This is a genomic window from Leuconostoc kimchii IMSNU 11154, assembly GCF_000092505.1.
Classification (GTDB): domain Bacteria; phylum Bacillota; class Bacilli; order Lactobacillales; family Lactobacillaceae; genus Leuconostoc; species Leuconostoc kimchii.
Genome location: NC_014136.1, coordinates 1821294 through 1839240, shown reverse-complemented (window position 1 = coordinate 1839240; position 17947 = coordinate 1821294). Strand labels below are relative to the sequence as shown.

General features: G+C 37.8%; 18 protein-coding genes and 1 tRNA gene. 6 read left to right on the top strand and 13 right to left on the bottom strand.

What is annotated here, in order from left to right; translation table 11 throughout:
• The first annotated feature begins 71 nt into the window (after window positions 1-71).
• Window positions 72-1103 carry a lactonase family protein gene (locus LKI_RS09715; RefSeq protein WP_013103976.1) on the top strand — a complete coding sequence of 344 codons (1032 nt, stop codon included), beginning with the start codon at window positions 72-74 and terminating at the stop codon, window positions 1101-1103.
• Between the two features lie 62 nt (window positions 1104-1165).
• On the opposite strand, the gene LKI_RS09710 is transcribed toward LKI_RS09715, so the two are convergent.
• The gene (locus tag LKI_RS09710) at window positions 1166-1939 is read right to left on the bottom strand and encodes an SGNH/GDSL hydrolase family protein (protein ID WP_013103975.1); all 774 of its coding nucleotides are present in this window, start codon (window positions 1937-1939) and stop codon (window positions 1166-1168) included.
• Window positions 1940-2487: 548 nt separating this feature from the next.
• Between LKI_RS09710 and LKI_RS09705 the strand changes: the two genes are divergently transcribed.
• The 4 genes from LKI_RS09705 (at window position 2488) to LKI_RS09690 (ending at window position 4919) form a co-directional block, all read left to right on the top strand.
• Window positions 2488-3087 carry a DNA/RNA non-specific endonuclease gene (locus tag LKI_RS09705; protein WP_013103974.1) on the top strand — a complete coding sequence of 200 codons (600 nt, stop codon included), beginning with the start codon at window positions 2488-2490 and terminating at the stop codon, window positions 3085-3087.
• Between the two features lie 72 nt (window positions 3088-3159).
• Complete coding sequence (locus LKI_RS09700; RefSeq protein WP_013103973.1) at window positions 3160-3774, top strand: Type 1 glutamine amidotransferase-like domain-containing protein; 615 nt, start codon at window positions 3160-3162, stop codon at window positions 3772-3774.
• Between the two features lie 98 nt (window positions 3775-3872).
• Entirely contained in the window at window positions 3873-4160 is a 288-nt protein-coding gene (locus tag LKI_RS09695; RefSeq protein ID WP_013103972.1) for a YciI family protein, read from the top strand.
• A gap of 168 nt (window positions 4161-4328) precedes the next feature.
• Window positions 4329-4919 (top strand): hypothetical protein, encoded by a 591-nt coding sequence (locus LKI_RS09690; protein ID WP_013103971.1) that lies wholly within the window; start codon window positions 4329-4331, stop codon window positions 4917-4919.
• Between the two features lie 1585 nt (window positions 4920-6504).
• Here LKI_RS09690 and LKI_RS09680 read toward each other — a convergent pair.
• From LKI_RS09680 to LKI_RS09665, 4 genes are all read right to left on the bottom strand, one after another.
• Window positions 6505-6593: transfer RNA gene (locus LKI_RS09680), tRNA-Ser, on the bottom strand.
• A 37-nt stretch (window positions 6594-6630) separates the two neighbouring features.
• A complete protein-coding gene (gene typA, locus LKI_RS09675) occupies window positions 6631-8472 on the bottom strand; it encodes a translational GTPase TypA (RefSeq protein WP_013103969.1) in 1842 nt (613 codons plus the stop codon).
• 64 nt (window positions 8473-8536) lie between these two features.
• On the bottom strand, window positions 8537-9322 hold the full coding sequence (locus LKI_RS09670; protein WP_013103968.1) for an inositol monophosphatase family protein: 786 nt from the start codon (window positions 9320-9322) through the stop codon (window positions 8537-8539).
• On the bottom strand, window positions 9319-9591 hold the full coding sequence (locus LKI_RS09665; protein WP_013103967.1) for a UPF0223 family protein: 273 nt from the start codon (window positions 9589-9591) through the stop codon (window positions 9319-9321). The genes LKI_RS09670 and LKI_RS09665 overlap by 4 nt, the downstream gene beginning before the upstream one ends.
• A gap of 55 nt (window positions 9592-9646) precedes the next feature.
• Between LKI_RS09665 and def the strand changes: the two genes are divergently transcribed.
• Window positions 9647-10225 (top strand): peptide deformylase, encoded by a 579-nt coding sequence (gene def / locus LKI_RS09660; RefSeq protein ID WP_013103966.1) that lies wholly within the window; start codon window positions 9647-9649, stop codon window positions 10223-10225.
• 13 nt (window positions 10226-10238) lie between these two features.
• Here the strand turns inward: def and LKI_RS09655 are convergent, their stop codons facing one another.
• The 8 genes from LKI_RS09655 to LKI_RS09620 all read right to left on the bottom strand — a co-directional run bounded on the left by LKI_RS09655 (window position 10239) and on the right by LKI_RS09620 (window position 17941).
• On the bottom strand, window positions 10239-10799 hold the full coding sequence (locus tag LKI_RS09655) for a GNAT family N-acetyltransferase (RefSeq protein ID WP_013103965.1): 561 nt from the start codon (window positions 10797-10799) through the stop codon (window positions 10239-10241).
• 85 nt (window positions 10800-10884) lie between these two features.
• Entirely contained in the window at window positions 10885-11802 is a 918-nt protein-coding gene (locus tag LKI_RS09650) for a DnaJ C-terminal domain-containing protein (RefSeq protein ID WP_013103964.1), read from the bottom strand.
• A gap of 92 nt (window positions 11803-11894) precedes the next feature.
• On the bottom strand, window positions 11895-13739 hold the full coding sequence (gene dnaK, locus LKI_RS09645) for a molecular chaperone DnaK (RefSeq protein WP_013103963.1): 1845 nt from the start codon (window positions 13737-13739) through the stop codon (window positions 11895-11897).
• Window positions 13740-13835: 96 nt separating this feature from the next.
• Window positions 13836-14414 carry a nucleotide exchange factor GrpE gene (gene grpE / locus LKI_RS09640; protein ID WP_013103962.1) on the bottom strand — a complete coding sequence of 193 codons (579 nt, stop codon included), beginning with the start codon at window positions 14412-14414 and terminating at the stop codon, window positions 13836-13838.
• A gap of 17 nt (window positions 14415-14431) precedes the next feature.
• Window positions 14432-15460, bottom strand: a complete 1029-nt coding sequence (gene hrcA, locus LKI_RS09635; RefSeq protein ID WP_013103961.1) for a heat-inducible transcriptional repressor HrcA — start codon at window positions 15458-15460, stop codon at window positions 14432-14434.
• A 114-nt stretch (window positions 15461-15574) separates the two neighbouring features.
• The gene (gene ribF, locus LKI_RS09630; RefSeq protein ID WP_013103960.1) at window positions 15575-16519 is read right to left on the bottom strand and encodes a riboflavin biosynthesis protein RibF; all 945 of its coding nucleotides are present in this window, start codon (window positions 16517-16519) and stop codon (window positions 15575-15577) included.
• On the bottom strand, window positions 16519-17436 hold the full coding sequence (gene truB, locus LKI_RS09625) for a tRNA pseudouridine(55) synthase TruB (protein ID WP_013103959.1): 918 nt from the start codon (window positions 17434-17436) through the stop codon (window positions 16519-16521). The genes ribF and truB overlap by 1 nt, the downstream gene beginning before the upstream one ends.
• On the bottom strand, window positions 17423-17941 hold the full coding sequence (locus LKI_RS09620; RefSeq protein ID WP_013103958.1) for a PTS sugar transporter subunit IIA: 519 nt from the start codon (window positions 17939-17941) through the stop codon (window positions 17423-17425). The genes truB and LKI_RS09620 overlap by 14 nt, the downstream gene beginning before the upstream one ends.
• Window positions 17942-17947 lie beyond the last annotated feature (6 nt).

The following is a 17947-nucleotide window of genomic DNA, read 5'->3' as shown; positions in this document are numbered from 1 at the left end:
ATCTTGTTCTCAACTTGTGAAAACCCTTACATTTATGCTATCATATAAGTAGCTTATTTAAGGAGAGTAAAATGGTACAATATAAAATTTTATTTGGTACGTATACTAAACGTATTTCACAAGGACTGTACGAAGCTGAGCTAGATACTGAGTCACAGCAACTTCAAAACCCAACATTTATTGGCGAATTGACAAATCCTACTTACTTAGCTTTGTCTCAAGCAAACAAAATCTACGCTGTTGAAAATAGAGACGGTCATGGTGGGCTTGTCACACTTGATAATTCAGTACGCCCTTTGGCTGAAATCGATTCGCAATTAAGTGAAGGATCAGCACCAGCCTATATTGGCATTGATGAAGAACGACAATTGGTTTTCGCTGGTTACTACCATCGTGGTACCGTTGAATCTTACAAAATTCGCGATGATGGTAACTTAACGTTAGTTGATACATGGCAAAACAATGGTTCTGGTCCTCGACCTGAACAAAGCTCATCACATATTCACTTTGCTAACTTAACACCAGATAAACGCTTGGTTGCAGTTGACCTTGGTACAGATGAAATTATCACATTCGATGTTACTGATACAGGTAACTTAACAGAAGCAACACGCTTTCATACAGAAGAAGGCTTTGGTCCACGCCATATTCGTTTTTCACCAGACGGTCAATACGCTTATGTTCTTGGCGAACTATCTAGCTTACTGAGTGTTTTGAAATATAACGACGAAGATGGTTCATTTGAGCATGTAATGACTGCCTCTACGATCCCAAGTGATTGGACAGAACATAACGGTTCAGCTGCATTACGACTAAGTCACGATGGTAAATTTATCTACGCTTCGAATCGTGGTCACAACTCAATTGCGGTCTTTAAAATTGTTAATGAAGGTGCAGAGATCGAGCGTATTCAATTAATTAGTACAGAAGGTGCCTTCCCTCGTGATATGAATTGGAACGATAAGCAAAACTTTTTAGTCGTTGCCAATCAAGATACAGATAACGTGTCATTGTACGCTCGTGATAATCAATCAGGTGAGTTATCACTCTTACAAAAAGACTTTACGATTCCTGAAGGCGTACGTGTTATTTTCGAAAATTAATGACCAAACATCATATTTTGCGTCTATATTGACTTGTTGACAAGTCAATATAGACGTATTTTTTAATCATTTACATTAATTTTTTTATAAATTTTACCGATTTCAAGGGCAATAATATGATGCCCTTCTGCGTTTGGATGTAACCCATCTGGCATATATTTTGCTCGAAACGCTGAGCTACTGGGTGTAAATAGGCTGCTACGCATTAAATCGACATAAGGGACATTCAAATCCACGCAGGCTTTTTTCACTGCTGCCATGTAATCGTGCAAACTATATCCTAATGTATTGTTTGTAAGATCAGTTCTCCTGACAACGCTCCCCCACACCGGTGTTTGATAAGTCGTTGTTAAAACAATAATCTGAGCTTGACTATTTAACTGTCGTAATTGTAATATAGTCTGGTAAAAAGCACCTAAATAGGACTGTTTAGCGGTATCGTGCTTGTTGCCAATGACGATATTGGCAAGCCAATCATCATCCGTGCTTTGAAAAATATATAAATCACATTTATTTAAACGTGTCGCTTGTTGAAAAATACTTTTAACGCCATTATCGGTTAAATGCGCCCCAGAAACTGCAAGATTTTGTACACGCGCACCTGTCACTTTTTGAATGTACTGGCCATAATTAATTTTAGACTTCAAACCAAAGGAAACGCTGTCACCAATAATGCCAACTTGCTTTAATTTTGCATGTTTAAAATACCGTTTTAAATGGTTATCGACAACTGCCTCACGGTAATAACTGTTAGTATTATTTCTTAATTTTGAGCTTTTTAAATATAATATTATTCGTTTTAACAATTTTTTAGTTTTTAACTGAAAATCTAACATATCGCATTTCTTTCATATCATATATTTATAGTCGCATTATTATATCATAAACATCACGCGAAATAAAAAACCGCAGTTAGGCTCAACTAACTAGCGGTAAATTTATGAACTACTATGTACGTCGACCTCTGGAATATATTTCAATTTAGATAAAAGAAATATGGTGATTATAAAATCACAAAGTCGACTAATATAGTATAGCATTTAATTACTATGGCTGTATAGCTTACGGTGTATTATTTGTAACTTGTCTTAAAAAAATACTGCCTCATGTTATGCACTTTAGAAGATGTTGTCAGCTCTACTATACAAGTGTGATTAGTTAGACTATAATTACAATAATAAAATTTTCTAACAACGTATCAATCATTCTTATCCCACCGACAACAATGATCATAATATCCTTTGTTGTTTGCATACTTATTAGACTGTTCTTTTCAAAAAAAGAAAATATATTATGACACTACTATCGCATACAAAACAAATTACCAAACTTCATAGATTATCTGCTAAAACGTACTGATAAATTAAATACGTTACTCGAATTATTGAGTGAAGCCAAGAACTTAGTCCCTGAAACGGCTTATTTAAATGCTGGTGCACTCAAAAATACAAATTCTTCAAATAAAAAGAGTATGCTTTATTATGAAACCCAGCTTGCACACTGGCTGAAACAAAATAAAGATTATCGGCTTGACTACCAAGTAACACCAATGTATCGTAATAATGAACTGTTGCCTAGACAAATTCGCTTAGCTTATGTTGTTTATATCAATAACGATAGTCCTAATGCAATTATTGATTATTCAAACGGTACAGCTAGAAACACATTAAATAAAACAAAAACATTAAAAGAAGATAAGGAAGCAGCCGATAAAGCAAGTTCGGAGGCAGCAGTCAAATCCTCAGCTGAAAGCGTTGCTCGTGAATCATCTACACGTGCAGCTGCACAACAGCAACAAGAGCAAGATCAGACTGTTGTGGTGCCAGATGCTACACTAGTTACCGTAGATGGGACTGTGAATAGTACAGATGGCTATAAATGGGCTATTCAGGACGGATTTAATTGGCAAACAAGAAAAGGCCATTCAACGCGCATTGCGCTAGGTGGTTCCTTACCTGCTGGTTTCCATTGGCAAGTTCAATAAAATAATTAATGCCCTTTCGGGCGTACATATACGTGCTCTGAACCACGTTAAAAGCATGATTGGTGTTGACAGATGAAAAATATTTTACTAACCTCCTACTTTGCCGGTACTGCTAAACAATTTCAACAATTTATGGCTAATCAAAACGTCTCAGCTAAAAATATTTTGTTCATCGATACTGCCAGTAAAGTGGAAGATTACACAGGATATATTGACGAAGCATATGAAACATTATTTAATTTAGATTATCATGTTGACACATTAGACATTGCAAGTTCAGATGATGAAACTTCACGACATCAAATACAACATGCAGAGATTATTTTTATTGCAGGTGGTAATACCTTTTATCTCTTAGAAAATATAAAATCTAAAAATTTAGATCAACTACTGATTGATAAAATCAACACCGGAACACCCTATATTGGTGAATCAGCTGGTGCCATCATATTATCTCCAGATATCACATACGTCAAGACAATGGATGACCCTAAATTAGCCCCCAATCTGGAAACATACACTGGTTTAGGAGTCACTCAGTTTAGTACCCTACCACACTATCTTGATACCCCATTTGAAAATGAGACTAATGATATCTTCAAAAGTTACCATGACACAATTGATCTTATCCCAATAAATAACGAAGAAACAGCCACTATTTTAAACGATGAATTCATCAAACCTTAGGAGAGGATTGATGAATAGATTTTATTGGTGCATGTGATTGACAAGAAAAAAACGCTTTAGTAGTATGGAATTAATAAATATTACTCGGAGAAAAAAACATGTTTATAATTGAATTAACTTATATCAAACCGATTTCTGATGTTGAACATTATTTACCAGCCCATGTTGAATACTTAGATAAGCACTATAAATCAGGGCACTTTATGATGTCTGGCAGAAAAGAACCACGAACTGGTGGCATGATTATAGCTCAAGCCGAGTCTTTAGATGAATTAACAAAAATCTATCACACTGACCCTTTTTTTATAAACAACATTGCCTCATTTAATGTCATTAATTTTGTCCCTTCAAAATGGGCAGAAAAATTGAATGACTGCTTGTCATAGTATTGCCTGTATATTTAAAAAGTTTTTATTTCTGCATTCGTAAGATTCCAGGACACCATTTAGTAATGCTCTCTCCCAATAGAATTGACAAAACAATTCTATCAGAATAATAAAAAATCCTCTGACAATAAGCCAGAGACAGAATAACAAAAGAAAGAATAAACTAACATGAAATTTTTTTCACCTAAACTACAAAAATACATTGATGATAACACCACTCCTACTCAAAATATTGGCACGCTAGTTGCAGCTGCAGCATTATTTATTTCCCTTTTGCTAGTAATCAATACTGCATTGCATTTTCTTTTTGGTAACGAAAACTTTACAAATTTGCTTGTATACTTAGTGGAATTGGTAGTATTTGTTATCATAGTAATTGCTCGTGTAAATTATGTGAACAAAATTCAGAACGATATATATACATCTATGAATAATGGAACATTTGACTACGGAAAAATAAAGAATTGGAACAGATTTTCTTATACCAATAACATGTCCAGATTAATAGTCAAGTTCAAATTATTGGAATTATTCGCTAACGATATACTCTCAACTAAATTTACAACAACAGGCGTTACAGTTAGCATTACACCGGTTAAGATGATTACCAGCGAGCAAATACAGGAAAGTGTTCTGAACGCTTTTTCTGTCAACGCAGAAAATATCCAATTTTCAGAAGATGGATCTTCATACAGATTCGAAATACCACTTACTGGACTGAAACTATTAGAACCGCAAGATATTGTTGAGTACAACTAAGTCAATTAAAAAGGCCTCCGACAATTAAGTCAGGGGCTCTTATTGTGCAATTAACAACCATAGACCGTAACCTACTTACACCCTATACCCACACTCCCTGTTTTAGGGCGTCTGCGCTTTACTCCTTTCAAGGGACGTACTTTCAGATACGCCCCTTGTGTGTGTTTACAGACCATAGCACTTCCGTACCTGAAAGTACATTGATCCCTCCGTGTTTGCATCCACAACAGTTCAATGGCGTAACGTTTATTTGGCACAAACGAGTTGATCTATTTAATCGTAATAATTGTGGTTTTGATATTATTAGATTCTGAAAACGGCAACTATATGAATTCATTACGCCGAGCGCGCGTCAATAAACGCCATGACTAGTGAATACACATTGGTGAAAGTCTGCAAAAGGCGAAAACGAATACAATATAGACAACGAGGATTATAAATTTAATTAACGGCACTTGCCAATCTATAAGACGTAATTTACTGCACAGTGGTTCACACTATTTCAAAACCACAGAAATACTTAGATGGTATTGAATACTGCAAACGTAACTTTATTATGATGCAAGAATTTAATCAACTTAACGAAGGTGTTAAACTTGATTTGATGTTATCGTTCAAAAAATTACAGCCAAATGAGCAAGCTCAAAATAATAAAAACTCTGACGCTTAAATCGGGAGCTTTTTTATTCTTATTTGAAATATAAAATGGCAACAAAAAAAGCCTAACAGGCTCTTGATAGAATTTATATACATCTTACAACTAAATTTTTTATTTAAAGGAATTACTATAATATTTAAAATGATTGTCGGTCTCTCTGTACCAGCCAAAATATATCACATACGATTAAACTTTAATTAAACAAGTATACTGCTAGACTTGTTAAAGAACTCTCTGTTTCTATTAACATCTCTTATTATACCATGCATTCATATTATTTACAATCTACTTTTTTTATATTTGAATATTAGTAATACCTAACGCTGTTTTGTCGTTGAGATGGTGTGTTTTAGAGTATCAGATGTTTATTTACAAGCACATAGCCTCTCCGTGTTTGTAAGCACGTCTGTTCAATGGGATAATGTTTTGAACCCCATCAATCTCTATTAGGTCGTTCAATCTTAGCAACAATGCTATTCAGTTCATTTGTAAGCGCCATGATCTGATTAGTCGGTGCCACAACATTATAGAACTGGCCAAAAGGTATACGCTGGGTGTACTTACAGGTACGCCCTGAATATTAGTTTTACTCAAAAATGAGTATAAATAGTTTTAGTCATATTTGTCCAAAACTTAACAGGCGTACCCGAAAGTACACTTGTTCGCAGTTTGTTGCGAATATATTTTCCCCCACTTATGGGGAGAATTCGCCACATATGGCGAAAAACTGATTATGTACCACATTTTTATTTGTGTGTTATTTGAGCAAAGAAAAAACAGCTCAAAGGCTGTTCTGTCGCTCAATCATCGTTTATATTTTTGTGTTATTTACTTGAAATACCATGCAATCTAACGAAACGTTAAAAGTTAGAAACGTTGTTATATCAAGGTTTTTGAAACCTTATGCAACGCCATGAAACATGATAAAGGAGCTAGCGGGATTTGAACCCGCACACCGCCAAAAGCGGCTCGACGGATTTCGAGTCCGTTGCAGTACCAGATTGTGCCATAGCTCCATAATAGAAAACCGTACTGGGTTTTCTACATACTTAATTAATTTGTTGATGCTTTACGGCGCTTTGCTGCCTTTTCACGTTCTGCCGTATTCAAAATTGCTTTACGGATACGAACATTTTCAGGAGTTACTTCAACATACTCATCATCATTCAAAAATTCCAAAGAAGCTTCCAAATTCATAAGACGTGGTGTCTTAATAGATGATGTTTGATCCTTGTTCGAAGAACGAACGTTTGATTGTGGCTTTAACTTTGTAACATTGACTGAAATGTCATTGTCACGTGCGTTCATACCAACAATCATACCTTCATAAACTTCAACACCAGCGCCGACAAACATTTGTCCACGATCTTCAACTCCCATGATAGCATAGTTAGTTGTTGTTCCTTGGTTAATCGAAACAAGTGCACCATTACGACGTCCTGGTTCCCAATTGCGAACTACTGGACGGTATTCAGCATACGTGTGATTAAAGATACCATAACCACGAGTTGCTGACATAAATTCTGTTGAATAACCAATTAATCCACGAGAAGGTGCCATATAAGTCAAACGTGTTTGACCATTACCAACAGCTTCCATGTTAACCATTTCACCCTTACGTTGGTTCAAAGAATCAATAACAGTTGATGAATATTCATCAGGTGTATCAATTTGAACTGATTCGTACGGTTCTGATTGTACGCCATCAATCTCACGATAGATAACTTGCGGACGTGATGCTTGTAATTCAAAGCCTTCGCGACGCATTGTTTCAATCAAAATTGACAAATGCAATTCACCACGACCTGACACTAACCATGCACCAGCTTGGCCTGTATCTTCGACACGTAATGACACATCAGTATGTAATTCACGACGTAAACGATCTTCAATTTGGCGGGCAGTAACAAACTTACCTTCTTTACCTGCAAAGGGACTATCATTTTGACGGAAAGTCATTTGCAACGTTGGCTCATCAATACGCAAAATTGGCAATGGATCTGGGTGTGCTGGATCAGCAACTGTTTCACCAACTGAAATATCTTCCATTCCAGAAACGGCAATCAAATCACCAGCTTTAGCTTCTTGAATATCAACTTGATCCAAACCAATAAATCCAGCTAACTTAGTGACACGGAAATTCTGTGTTGTACCATCAAGCTTCAACACTTCAACGTTATCGCCAATCTTAATGGTTCCACGCTTAACACGACCAATTCCAATACGACCTACGAAATCATTATAGTCCAACATTGCAACTTGGAATTGTAGCGGTTCGTCTGAATTGTCAATTGGTGATGGAATTGTATTAAAGACAGCATCAAAAATTGGCTTCATTGTATGCTCTTGATCTTCAACAACTGGAGACAATGATGACGTACCATTCATTGCTGAAGCAAAAATAACTGGGAAATCTAATCCCTCATCGTCAGCACCTAGTTCAATGAACAAATCCAAAACTTCATCAACAACTTCCTCAGGGCGTGCGCCCGGACGGTCAACTTTGTTAACAATCACAATTGGTGTCAAGTGTTGTTCAAATGCTTTTTTCAACACAAAACGCGTTTGTGGCATTGTACCTTCAAAGGCATCAACAACCAACAATACACCATCAACCATTCCCATGATACGCTCAACTTCACCACCAAAATCCGCGTGACCAGGTGTATCAAGAATGTTAATCTGCTTGTCCCCAACCTTAACGGCTGTGTTCTTTGACAGGATAGTGATTCCACGTTCTTTTTCAATATCATTTGTATCCATTGCACGATCACCCAATTCCTTGCGTGAGTCCAATGTATCTGATTGCTTCAATAGTTCATTAACCAACGTCGTCTTTCCATGATCGACGTGGGCGATGATAGCGATGTTACGAATATCTTCGCGATTTGCCAATTTCCTAGTGCTCCTTTAATTTAATGCTACTTATCTCATAGTAAAAGCTAGGGTCTGTTGTGCCCTAGCTTTGATGCAACGTTAAAATATCCCGATGCGCGCGATTTGTAGCCACTAATACTATGTTAGATGATAACATATTTAGTGGCTGCCCGTCAATATCTGAAACAGATAAACCTAACGTTTTTGCTAAAACTTGTCCTGCTGCAAAATCCCAAGGCATCATTTTTGAAGAATAACCAACTGCTTGCCCCAAGATGACCCGTATAAACGATGGTCCTGCTGCACCAATAACCCGATACCCCAAAGCAGATTTTGCAATTTTGTCATAACCAAACATGCCATATAATAATCGGGCGCCACTCAAGAGTACAATCCCGTCACTTAAAGTATCATTAACTGGATTGTCTAATCTCAAATGATTAGCAAAGACGCCAAGTTGCGGCCCGCCATGATAGACAACATTATTAACAACATCCAAAATCCAGCCTAGCACTGGTTTATTATCAACGTAAAGTGCAATCATGATAGCAAAATTGGCGCGTTCTTTAACAAAGTTCATTGTGCCATCAATTGGATCTACAAACCAGACATTGCCATTCATGTCCCGCTGCTGATCCCCAAATCCTTCTTCACTGACAATACTGGCTTCGGAATCAAAAGCTCTAATCTTAGCATTAATCATGCGTTCATTATCTTTATCTACATTCGTCACTAAATCTCTGACATCATGTTTCGTGTCGACTTCGAGTTGCTGCTGCATCGCAATCAAAGTTTTTATTCTTAAATGATCTAACCATAACAAGACTGTTTGATCAATGTCTTGAATCTCAAACTGACTTAACGTCATGCTCGTACCTTGTCTCTTATCGTTTTCTGAGCTAACTGCATCGTTTTATAAATACTGTAACCCGTTTGTTGTTCAAAATCTCTATCAAATTGTTTCTGTTCACTTTTAGCTGGCATAACTTCACGAAACTGGTCAAAACGCTCTAATAAAATACGCTTTGATATGCCAGTCTCATAGACGGCCAAAACACCATCAATTAAATTTGATACCGTAACAATATCTTCAACTGTCCAATTACTCTCAATTGGTAATGTATAATTTTCACTCATACATCTATTTTAACATGTTGTACAGTTTGATATACTAGTAGAGAGGTAAAAAAACATGACAATTAGGTTTACAATGGATAAAATTACGCGCGACGGCGATCCAGTTTTACGTCAAATTGCACAACCAGTGCCTTTTCCTTTAAGTGAGGAACATGCACAATTAGCAAAAGATATGATGACATATCTTGTTATTTCGCAAGATGCAACACAAAATGAAACTTATGGTCTTCGTCCCGGTGTTGGCTTAGCAGCACCACAAGTCGGTTATTCTTTGCAAATGGCCGCCGTTTTAGTACCGTCATTGGATCCCCATGAGTCTGACGACACACCCTATTTCAAAGGCACAATATTTAATCCTACAATTATCTCTGAGTCAGTCAAACGTGGCGCACTAGATGTCGGTGAAGGTTGCTTATCAGTTGATGAAGATGTTCCTGGTTTTGTCCCACGTGCTAATCGTGTTACAGTACGCTATCAGGACGAAATTGGCGATACGAAAATTATAAAACTTCGTGACTATCCAGCTATTGTTTTCCAACATGAAATTGATCATTTACATGGACACTTGTACTACGACCATATTGATGTCAAGGCCCCTTGGGAAGTTGATGATAATACGAAATATATTGATTAAAAAATACGGCATATTAATATGCCGTATTTTTTTCATACATGTCATCTGTTATCGCATAAATAGCCATATCAATTGCTTCATTTTTAATAATTTTAAATTTTAAAGCAACCCCTTCTTTTATCATACCAATTTTCAACATGACTTGCCCAGATTTAGGGTTTCGTACATCATGAACGGCCATCACACGTACTAAATGTAATTCTTCAAAAGCAATTTTTAATACTGCCTTAGCAGCTTCTGGCATCATGCCACGTCCCCAATAGTGTTTATTTAAAACGTACCCAATTTCTGCACTATAATCAGACTCATTCAGTCGCATGTCAATGGTGCCAATCATTTTGCCTTCAAATACAATGGCCCATTTGCCAATAGGATCTACCATGAAGAAACCTTGAATTGAATTTTTAATCACATCATCAATTGATTTTGCCTGACTAACTGTAATAAACTGCACTGTCTCGACATCGTGCAAATACTCGAAAATATCTGACGTATCAGATTGTACCACTGGTCGTAACAATAAGCGATCCGTTTCAATTGTTGTAAAACCAGCCAATTGCGATTTTAAAGACATGTACACTTCTCCACTTCAACGATAAATTAAGAATAATCATACCATAGCTCGCATAAAAATGCACATCTTATCAATGTGCATTTTTTTAATCTAATTCTTCTTGTAATTTATCAAAGAAGCTCTTTTTCTTTTTACCTGTCATCGCTTCTTGGAAGACTTCAAGTGCCTTTTTTTGATCTTTTGTCAACGTTGCTGGCACCTCAACAAAGATGTTCACGTATTGATCACCATTCCCATTACCGCGCAAACGTGGCGCACCTTTGCCACGTAAACGAAATTGTTTACCTGTTTGCGTACCAGCTGGGATTTTTAACTTAACATCACCATGTACTGTTTTAACTTGAATTTCATCACCAAGTGCTGCACTTGTGAAACTAATTTTTTGTTCAAGATAAACATCAGCACCATCACGTTCGAAACCATCTTTAGACGGTGATACTTGGAATACAACAAACAAATCGCCACGAGGACCCCCGTTGGCACCTTCTTCACCTTGTTCAGCCAAACGCATTTGTTGTCCTGTTTCAACACCTGCTGGCACGGTTACTTTAATTTCATGCGCACCATCACCACGGTTAAATTTGATTGTTTCTTCTTTACCAAAGATAGCTTCTTCAAAACTCAAGCGCATACGGTATTGTAAATCTTGTCCTTTTCGTGGACGATTAGGGTCAAAACCGCCACCAAACATTTGACTAAAAATATCACCAAGGTCAGAAAAATCACCAAATCCACCTTGCTGTTGATAGCCTCCAAAGCCACCTTGTCCGCCAAAACCGCCGTTGGCACCAGCCGGTCCAAATTGGTCATACTGCGCACGTTTCTGCTCATCGCCTAGCGTTTCAAAAGCCTCTTGCACTTCTTTATATTTTTCTTCAGCACCAGCATCATGATTTAAATCTGGATGGTATTTTTTTGCTAATTTACGGTATGCTTTTTTAATTTCATCTTGGCTAGCATTTTTTTCTATACCAAGACGATCATAGTATTCAGTATTATTCACTTACCTACTCCTTATCATATTATGTACACGAACCGCACTCAACAGAATGCGGTTCGTTTTTTACTCATTCGTCAATTGACTACTAAAATTTATTAGTCTTTCTTTGAATCAGGATCAACTTCTTCAAAATCACCATCAACTGTATCGCCATCTGCTGACTTTTCTTGATCTTCAGCACCTTCCTGAGGCGCTGCTTGCTGATATAGTTTCATAGCCAATTCTTGTGCTGCTTTACCTAAAGCTTCGGACTTAGACTTCAAATCTGTCAAATCAGCATCATCTGCTGCAGCTTCTTCTTTAGCCTTCTTCAAAGCTTCTAACGCTTCTTGAGTCGCTTTTTTGTCTTCATCACCCAACTTATCGCCAACTTCTTCCAATGTCTTTTCTGTTGAGAAAATTAATTGGTCAGCTTCATTACGTGTGTCAACAGCTTCTTTCTTCTTTGCATCAGCTTCTTCGTTTGCTTTAGCATCATTCATCATTTGCTCGATTTCATCATCTGATAAACCGCCAGCCGCTTGAATGGTAATCTTCTGTTCCTTTTGCGTACCCAAATCCTTAGCAGATACAGATACAATACCATTACGGTCAATATCGAACGTGACTTCAATTTGTGGCACACCACGTTGTGCAGCAGGAATATCTGACAATTGGAAGCGACCTAATGTCTTGTTATCAGCAGCCATTGAACGTTCACCTTGTAGAACGTGAATGTCCACGGCTGGTTGGTTATCAGCGGCTGTTGAGAATACTTGTGACTTCGAGGTAGGAATCGTTGTGTTACGATCAATCAACTTAGTGAACACCCCACCCATTGTTTCAATACCTAATGACAATGGTGTCACATCAAGCAAAACAACATCCTTAACATCACCAGTAATCACACCACCTTGTACAGCGGCACCTAAAGCAACCGCTTCATCAGGGTTGATTGAATGGTTAGGTTCCTTACCAGTCAACTTCTTAACAGATTCTTGAACTGCTGGAATACGTGTTGACCCACCATTCAAAATAACTTCATCAATATCTGAGAATGACAGACCTGCATCTTTCAATGCGTTTAATACTGGTTGTTCAGCCTTTTTAACCAAATCAGCTGTAATTTCGTTGAATTTAGCACGTGACAATGATGTTTGCAAATGTAAAGGACCTTGATCACCAGAAGCAATAAATGGTAAGTCAATTTGCGCTTCGTTAGCTGAAGACAATGTCTTTTTTGCTGATTCAGCAGCATCCTTCAAACGTTGCAAGGCCAACTTGTCATCCCTTAAATCAACGCCATTTTCATCTTTGAATTGTGCCGCTAAATAATCAATAACAACATTATCAAAATTATCACCACCAAGGTGTGTGTCCCCATTTGTTGACAAAACTTCAAACACGCCATCACCTAATTCAAGGATAGAAACATCAAAAGTACCACCACCCAAATCATAAACTAAAATCTTTTCGTTCTTATCTAATTTATCAAGACCATAAGCCAAAGCTGCTGCTGTTGGTTCATTAATGATACGCTCAACTTCCAAACCAGCAATCTTACCAGCATCCTTTGTTGCTTGACGTTGTGCATCGTTGAAATATGCAGGCACTGTAATAACTGCCTTTTCAACTTTTTCGCCCAAATAGTCTTCAGCATAACCCTTAATATATTGTAGAATCATTGCTGAAATTTCTTGTGGTGTATAATCCTTACCATCAGCACTAACTTTATAACCAGCTTCGCCCATATGTGACTTAATTGAAATAATTGTATCAGGGTTCGTAATAGCTTGACGCTTAGCTACATCACCAACTTGGCTTTCGCCATTTTTAAAAGAAACAACTGAAGGTGTTGTACGACCACCATCTGGGTTTGTAATAATCTTTGGTTCGCCACCCTCAAGTACGGCCACTGCTGAGTTCGTTGTTCCTAAATCAATACCGATAATTTTTGACATGAATTTTTTCTTCCTTTACTTTTTAGTTAACAATTTATCTTTTTAAGGTGTAGTGCACTAAGCTGAATCACCATGTTCATTAAATAGTCAATTCGATTACTTCGCAACTGCGACCATTGCTGGACGTAAGACACGATCCTGTAAAATATAGCCTTTTTGCAAAACAGAAGCAATTTGATCTGAATCCACAGTTGTTGATTCAACACTTTGAATTGCCTGATGTTTAGTTGGATCAAAAGTTTCACCCACTTCACCAGTTGCAGAGATACCATTATCAGTCAAAGCCTGAACTAACGTTTTAAGTGTCATTTCAACACCTGCTTTAATTTGTTTTGCCACGGCATCATCAGCTTCAACTTCTAAAGCACGTTCCAAATTATCCACCGCTGGTAATACTGCAGCTGCTAATTTCTGGCCATCATACTTACGAACACTTTGCAATTCACGCGCCTGACGTTGCTGTATATTCTGTATTTCAGCTTTCGAACGCAGAAGTTGATCTTCTAAATCAGCAATCTTTTCACGTGCCTGATCAAGTTCAGTTTGCTCTGGTTCTTCAACTACCTGTGAAGTATCACCGTCATTGATCACTTCTTCATTTGACATTTCTTCAACAAGTGGTTCTTCATTGATTACTTCTTCATTTGGTGCTTCTTTTTTTGCTTCATCTGCCACGTGGGTGACCTCCTAATTTATGTATACTCAATCATTTTTTGGCTTAACGCTTCACCAAATGCGTCCATTAACAGTACATTACGTGCATACGTCATACGAATTGGCCCTAGAAGAGCTATCACGCCTTCTCCTTGATTTGGTACGGTAAATGCCCTTGTAATTAAACTGAATGGCTTCAACAATGGCTCGTTGATTTCCTTGGCAATTTTAATGGTCACGCGCTGCTGTGAAGTAGTTGCGACGCGACGAATATCCGTTGCAGAAGTCAAAAATTCTAATAGTCTCTTAACTTCCTTAGTCGACAGGCTATCTTCACCAAAATCTAACACATTCAAGCGACCACCTATATGCACTTTATCACCAATTGATCGGGCGAGAACATCACCAAACAATTGTAAAAACGCAGCAGGTGTTTGAATGACACGACTCATTTGAGTTGGTAATTCATCTGATTGCATCATTTTTAGAACTTCCAACACAGGGCGACCAGTCATTTGGTCATTAATATAATTGGTCATACTTTCCAACGATGACTCTGCCAGCTCTCGTGGTAATTTGAACGTTTGACTAGTCACTTTACCATCATTAGTGACCAGCACTGCAATGAGTTGCTGATTTTCTAATGGTACTAATCGGAACCCTGACACCGTAATATTTAAGCGCTTAGGTTTTAAAATCAAAACTGTTGCAGCAGTTAACTCAGATAAGGTACGTGCTGATTCATCTAACAAATCATCTATTTCATGAAAATTACCATGAAAAGAATTCATAACCAAAGCAATGTCTTGTTGCGTTGCTGACCTTGCGTTCATAAGATTATCAAGATAATAACGATATCCAGCGCGCGATGGCACCCGCCCAGCAGACGTATGCAATTTTTTTATTAATGCTTCCGCTTCTAAGGTCGCCATCTCATTACGAATCGTCGCAGAACTCACTTTGATATCTAGTTGCTCTTGCAAACTTTTGGAGCCCACTGCATGAGCAGTTTGCGTGTATTCATAAATAATGGCACCTAAGATTAATTTCTGTCGTTCGGTTAGCAAACCAGCACCTCCGATTTAGCACTCCTATCATTCAACTGCTAACATCTATTATGATACACTATTTTAAAAAAGAGCGCAAGGGTTTTAGCACTCTTTTTTAAGAGTGCTAAAAAATCAATTCACCGTATCAAAATATTGGCGTGTCTGATATTCATCGCTATTTAATTGTACGATCAAATCGGAAACAGTGCTAAACTTGACTTCGCCCCGAAGATAGGTATACCAAGTGACTGTCACATTCTCGCCATAGATTTCTCTCTGAAAATCTAATATATTAATTTCAACTGTGACAGGTCGTTCATCTCCGAAAGTAATATTACGACCAATACTGGCCATACCCTCATACCAGTCGTCTCCGACCTTCACCTTAACGGCATAAATACCAATTCCTGGTAACCATTCCAATTCAGGTGTTTTGATATTAATTGTTGGAAATCCCAATTTACGGCCACGTGCTTCACCATGAACGACTAATCCAGTTGTTTGGTATATACGTCCAAGTTGCTGATTAACCTGATTCATATCGCCAATATCTAATGCCCGACGGATTGCGGATGACCCTATTTTTTTATGATTATCATCGAATTCAGGCACAACAATAACATCAAAGCGTTGCTGTGCATAAAATGGTAAGTGCATCATATCTGCTGTTGATGAATTACCACCGTATAAATGATCAAAACCACCAACTACCAGAATAGGATTCAAACACATAAGCACATCATCGACAAATTGCTGTGGCTCTACTTTAGCCAGTTCTGACGTAAATTGCATGACATAAATTTTATCCACGCCAAGTTTGGTTAATAGTATTTTTTTTTGCGCCAAGGGGGTTAGATAACGTAATGGTTTCTCTAACGCTCTAAATACAACCGCAGGATATGGGTCATATGTTAGTACCGCCAACGGTACACCCAACTTATCTGCCTCAGATTTAGCACGTTCAATCACTGCTTGATGTCCTCGATGTACACCATCAAAAAAACCCATTGCAACAACTTGTCGCACTGGTTTTTTATTTTTTAAAATTGGGTAATGTAGTCTAATTATTTCAGCCATTATGATTCATTTGTAAACACGTAACGCGATTGCCATAGGCTTTTCTCATTGTTATAAGCGTATACTGCCTTAAGATCACCATGATAGGTTAATTGAAGATATGCGCTATCGTCAATAATTGCCCATTCTGATATTTTTTGACCATTTTTGACAGCAAACCACTCATCATCCGAAAGTTCTTTTGTTGGCCACGTGAGTATGTCCTTTATTGGTATGATTAGTTTTAATAATGATTCACGTTCAAGCACAAGGATATCCTGTAGATCAGTAGCTTGATCAATCGACATGCCACTGCCCATAATTCTAGTTAAACTTGTCATTGTTGCTGGCACACCAAGTTGTCGCCCAGTATCAACAGCTAATGTCCTGATGTAGGTACCTTTTGACACCTTAGCCACAAAATCAAATTGTTGTTGTGCGTTTTGATAAGTAATTGGTGACGTTCGATGGTAGTCATAGATAAACGCATCTCGAACGGGACGTTCGATTACCTCACCAGCTCGTGCATATTCATAAAGGCGCTTCCCATTAACTTTAACAGCAGAAAACATTGGTGCTATCTGCTTTATGTCCCCATTTAATTGCACAATCGCATTGTCTATAGCCTCGTCTGTATAAGGTTTCTCAATCGCCTGCTGTGCAATTATTTCCCCATCCAAATCTTCTGTTTCAGTTGCAAAACCAAGTGTAATACTCCCAATATAACGCTTAGGTCGCGCCTGTAACTCATCAATTAGCTTGGTTGCCTTGCCAAGCGCAATAACCAGCACACCATCAACATTAGGGTCCAGCGTGCCCGCATGCCCCACACGTTTTTGCCCTACAACACGTCTAATTCTGGAAACAACATCAAATGATGTTAAACCTCGTGGTTTATTCACAACGATAATACCATCAATTATGCTATTTTTCACCATGCGTAGCATCCTCTTGATATTGCCAGACATTTTGGCCAGCATATGCCGCACCATACTTCAACTGAGGTGTGACACTGTCTTCAAATAGGACATAAACACGTACATTATGTGATGTTGCATGAGCTACACCGATTAAATCACCTGCATGCAATTGTTGTCCTTTAGCATACGTTGCTAAACGCGACAGTTTCGTTTCTTCGGTTTTCAATTGCACAACAACATCATGATAATGTGCATTTTGAATTGTCAAAAACTGTTCATCAGAAGCCGCCACAATTCCAGCAACTGGCGACATAATATTGTTACCATCTGGTAACATCATAAAACCATTTTTACTATGAACTGGTTCTCCGTCACTATCAATTTTTTGTAACTGACCTGTTACTGGTGCAACAATAACAGGTAATTCGGATTTGCGCGCGACATGTATGGCATTGAGTTGACCCATTGATTTAATTTTTTGGTGTTTATTTTTTTGGTTAAATAATTTATGCCACCATCGCATCGTAAG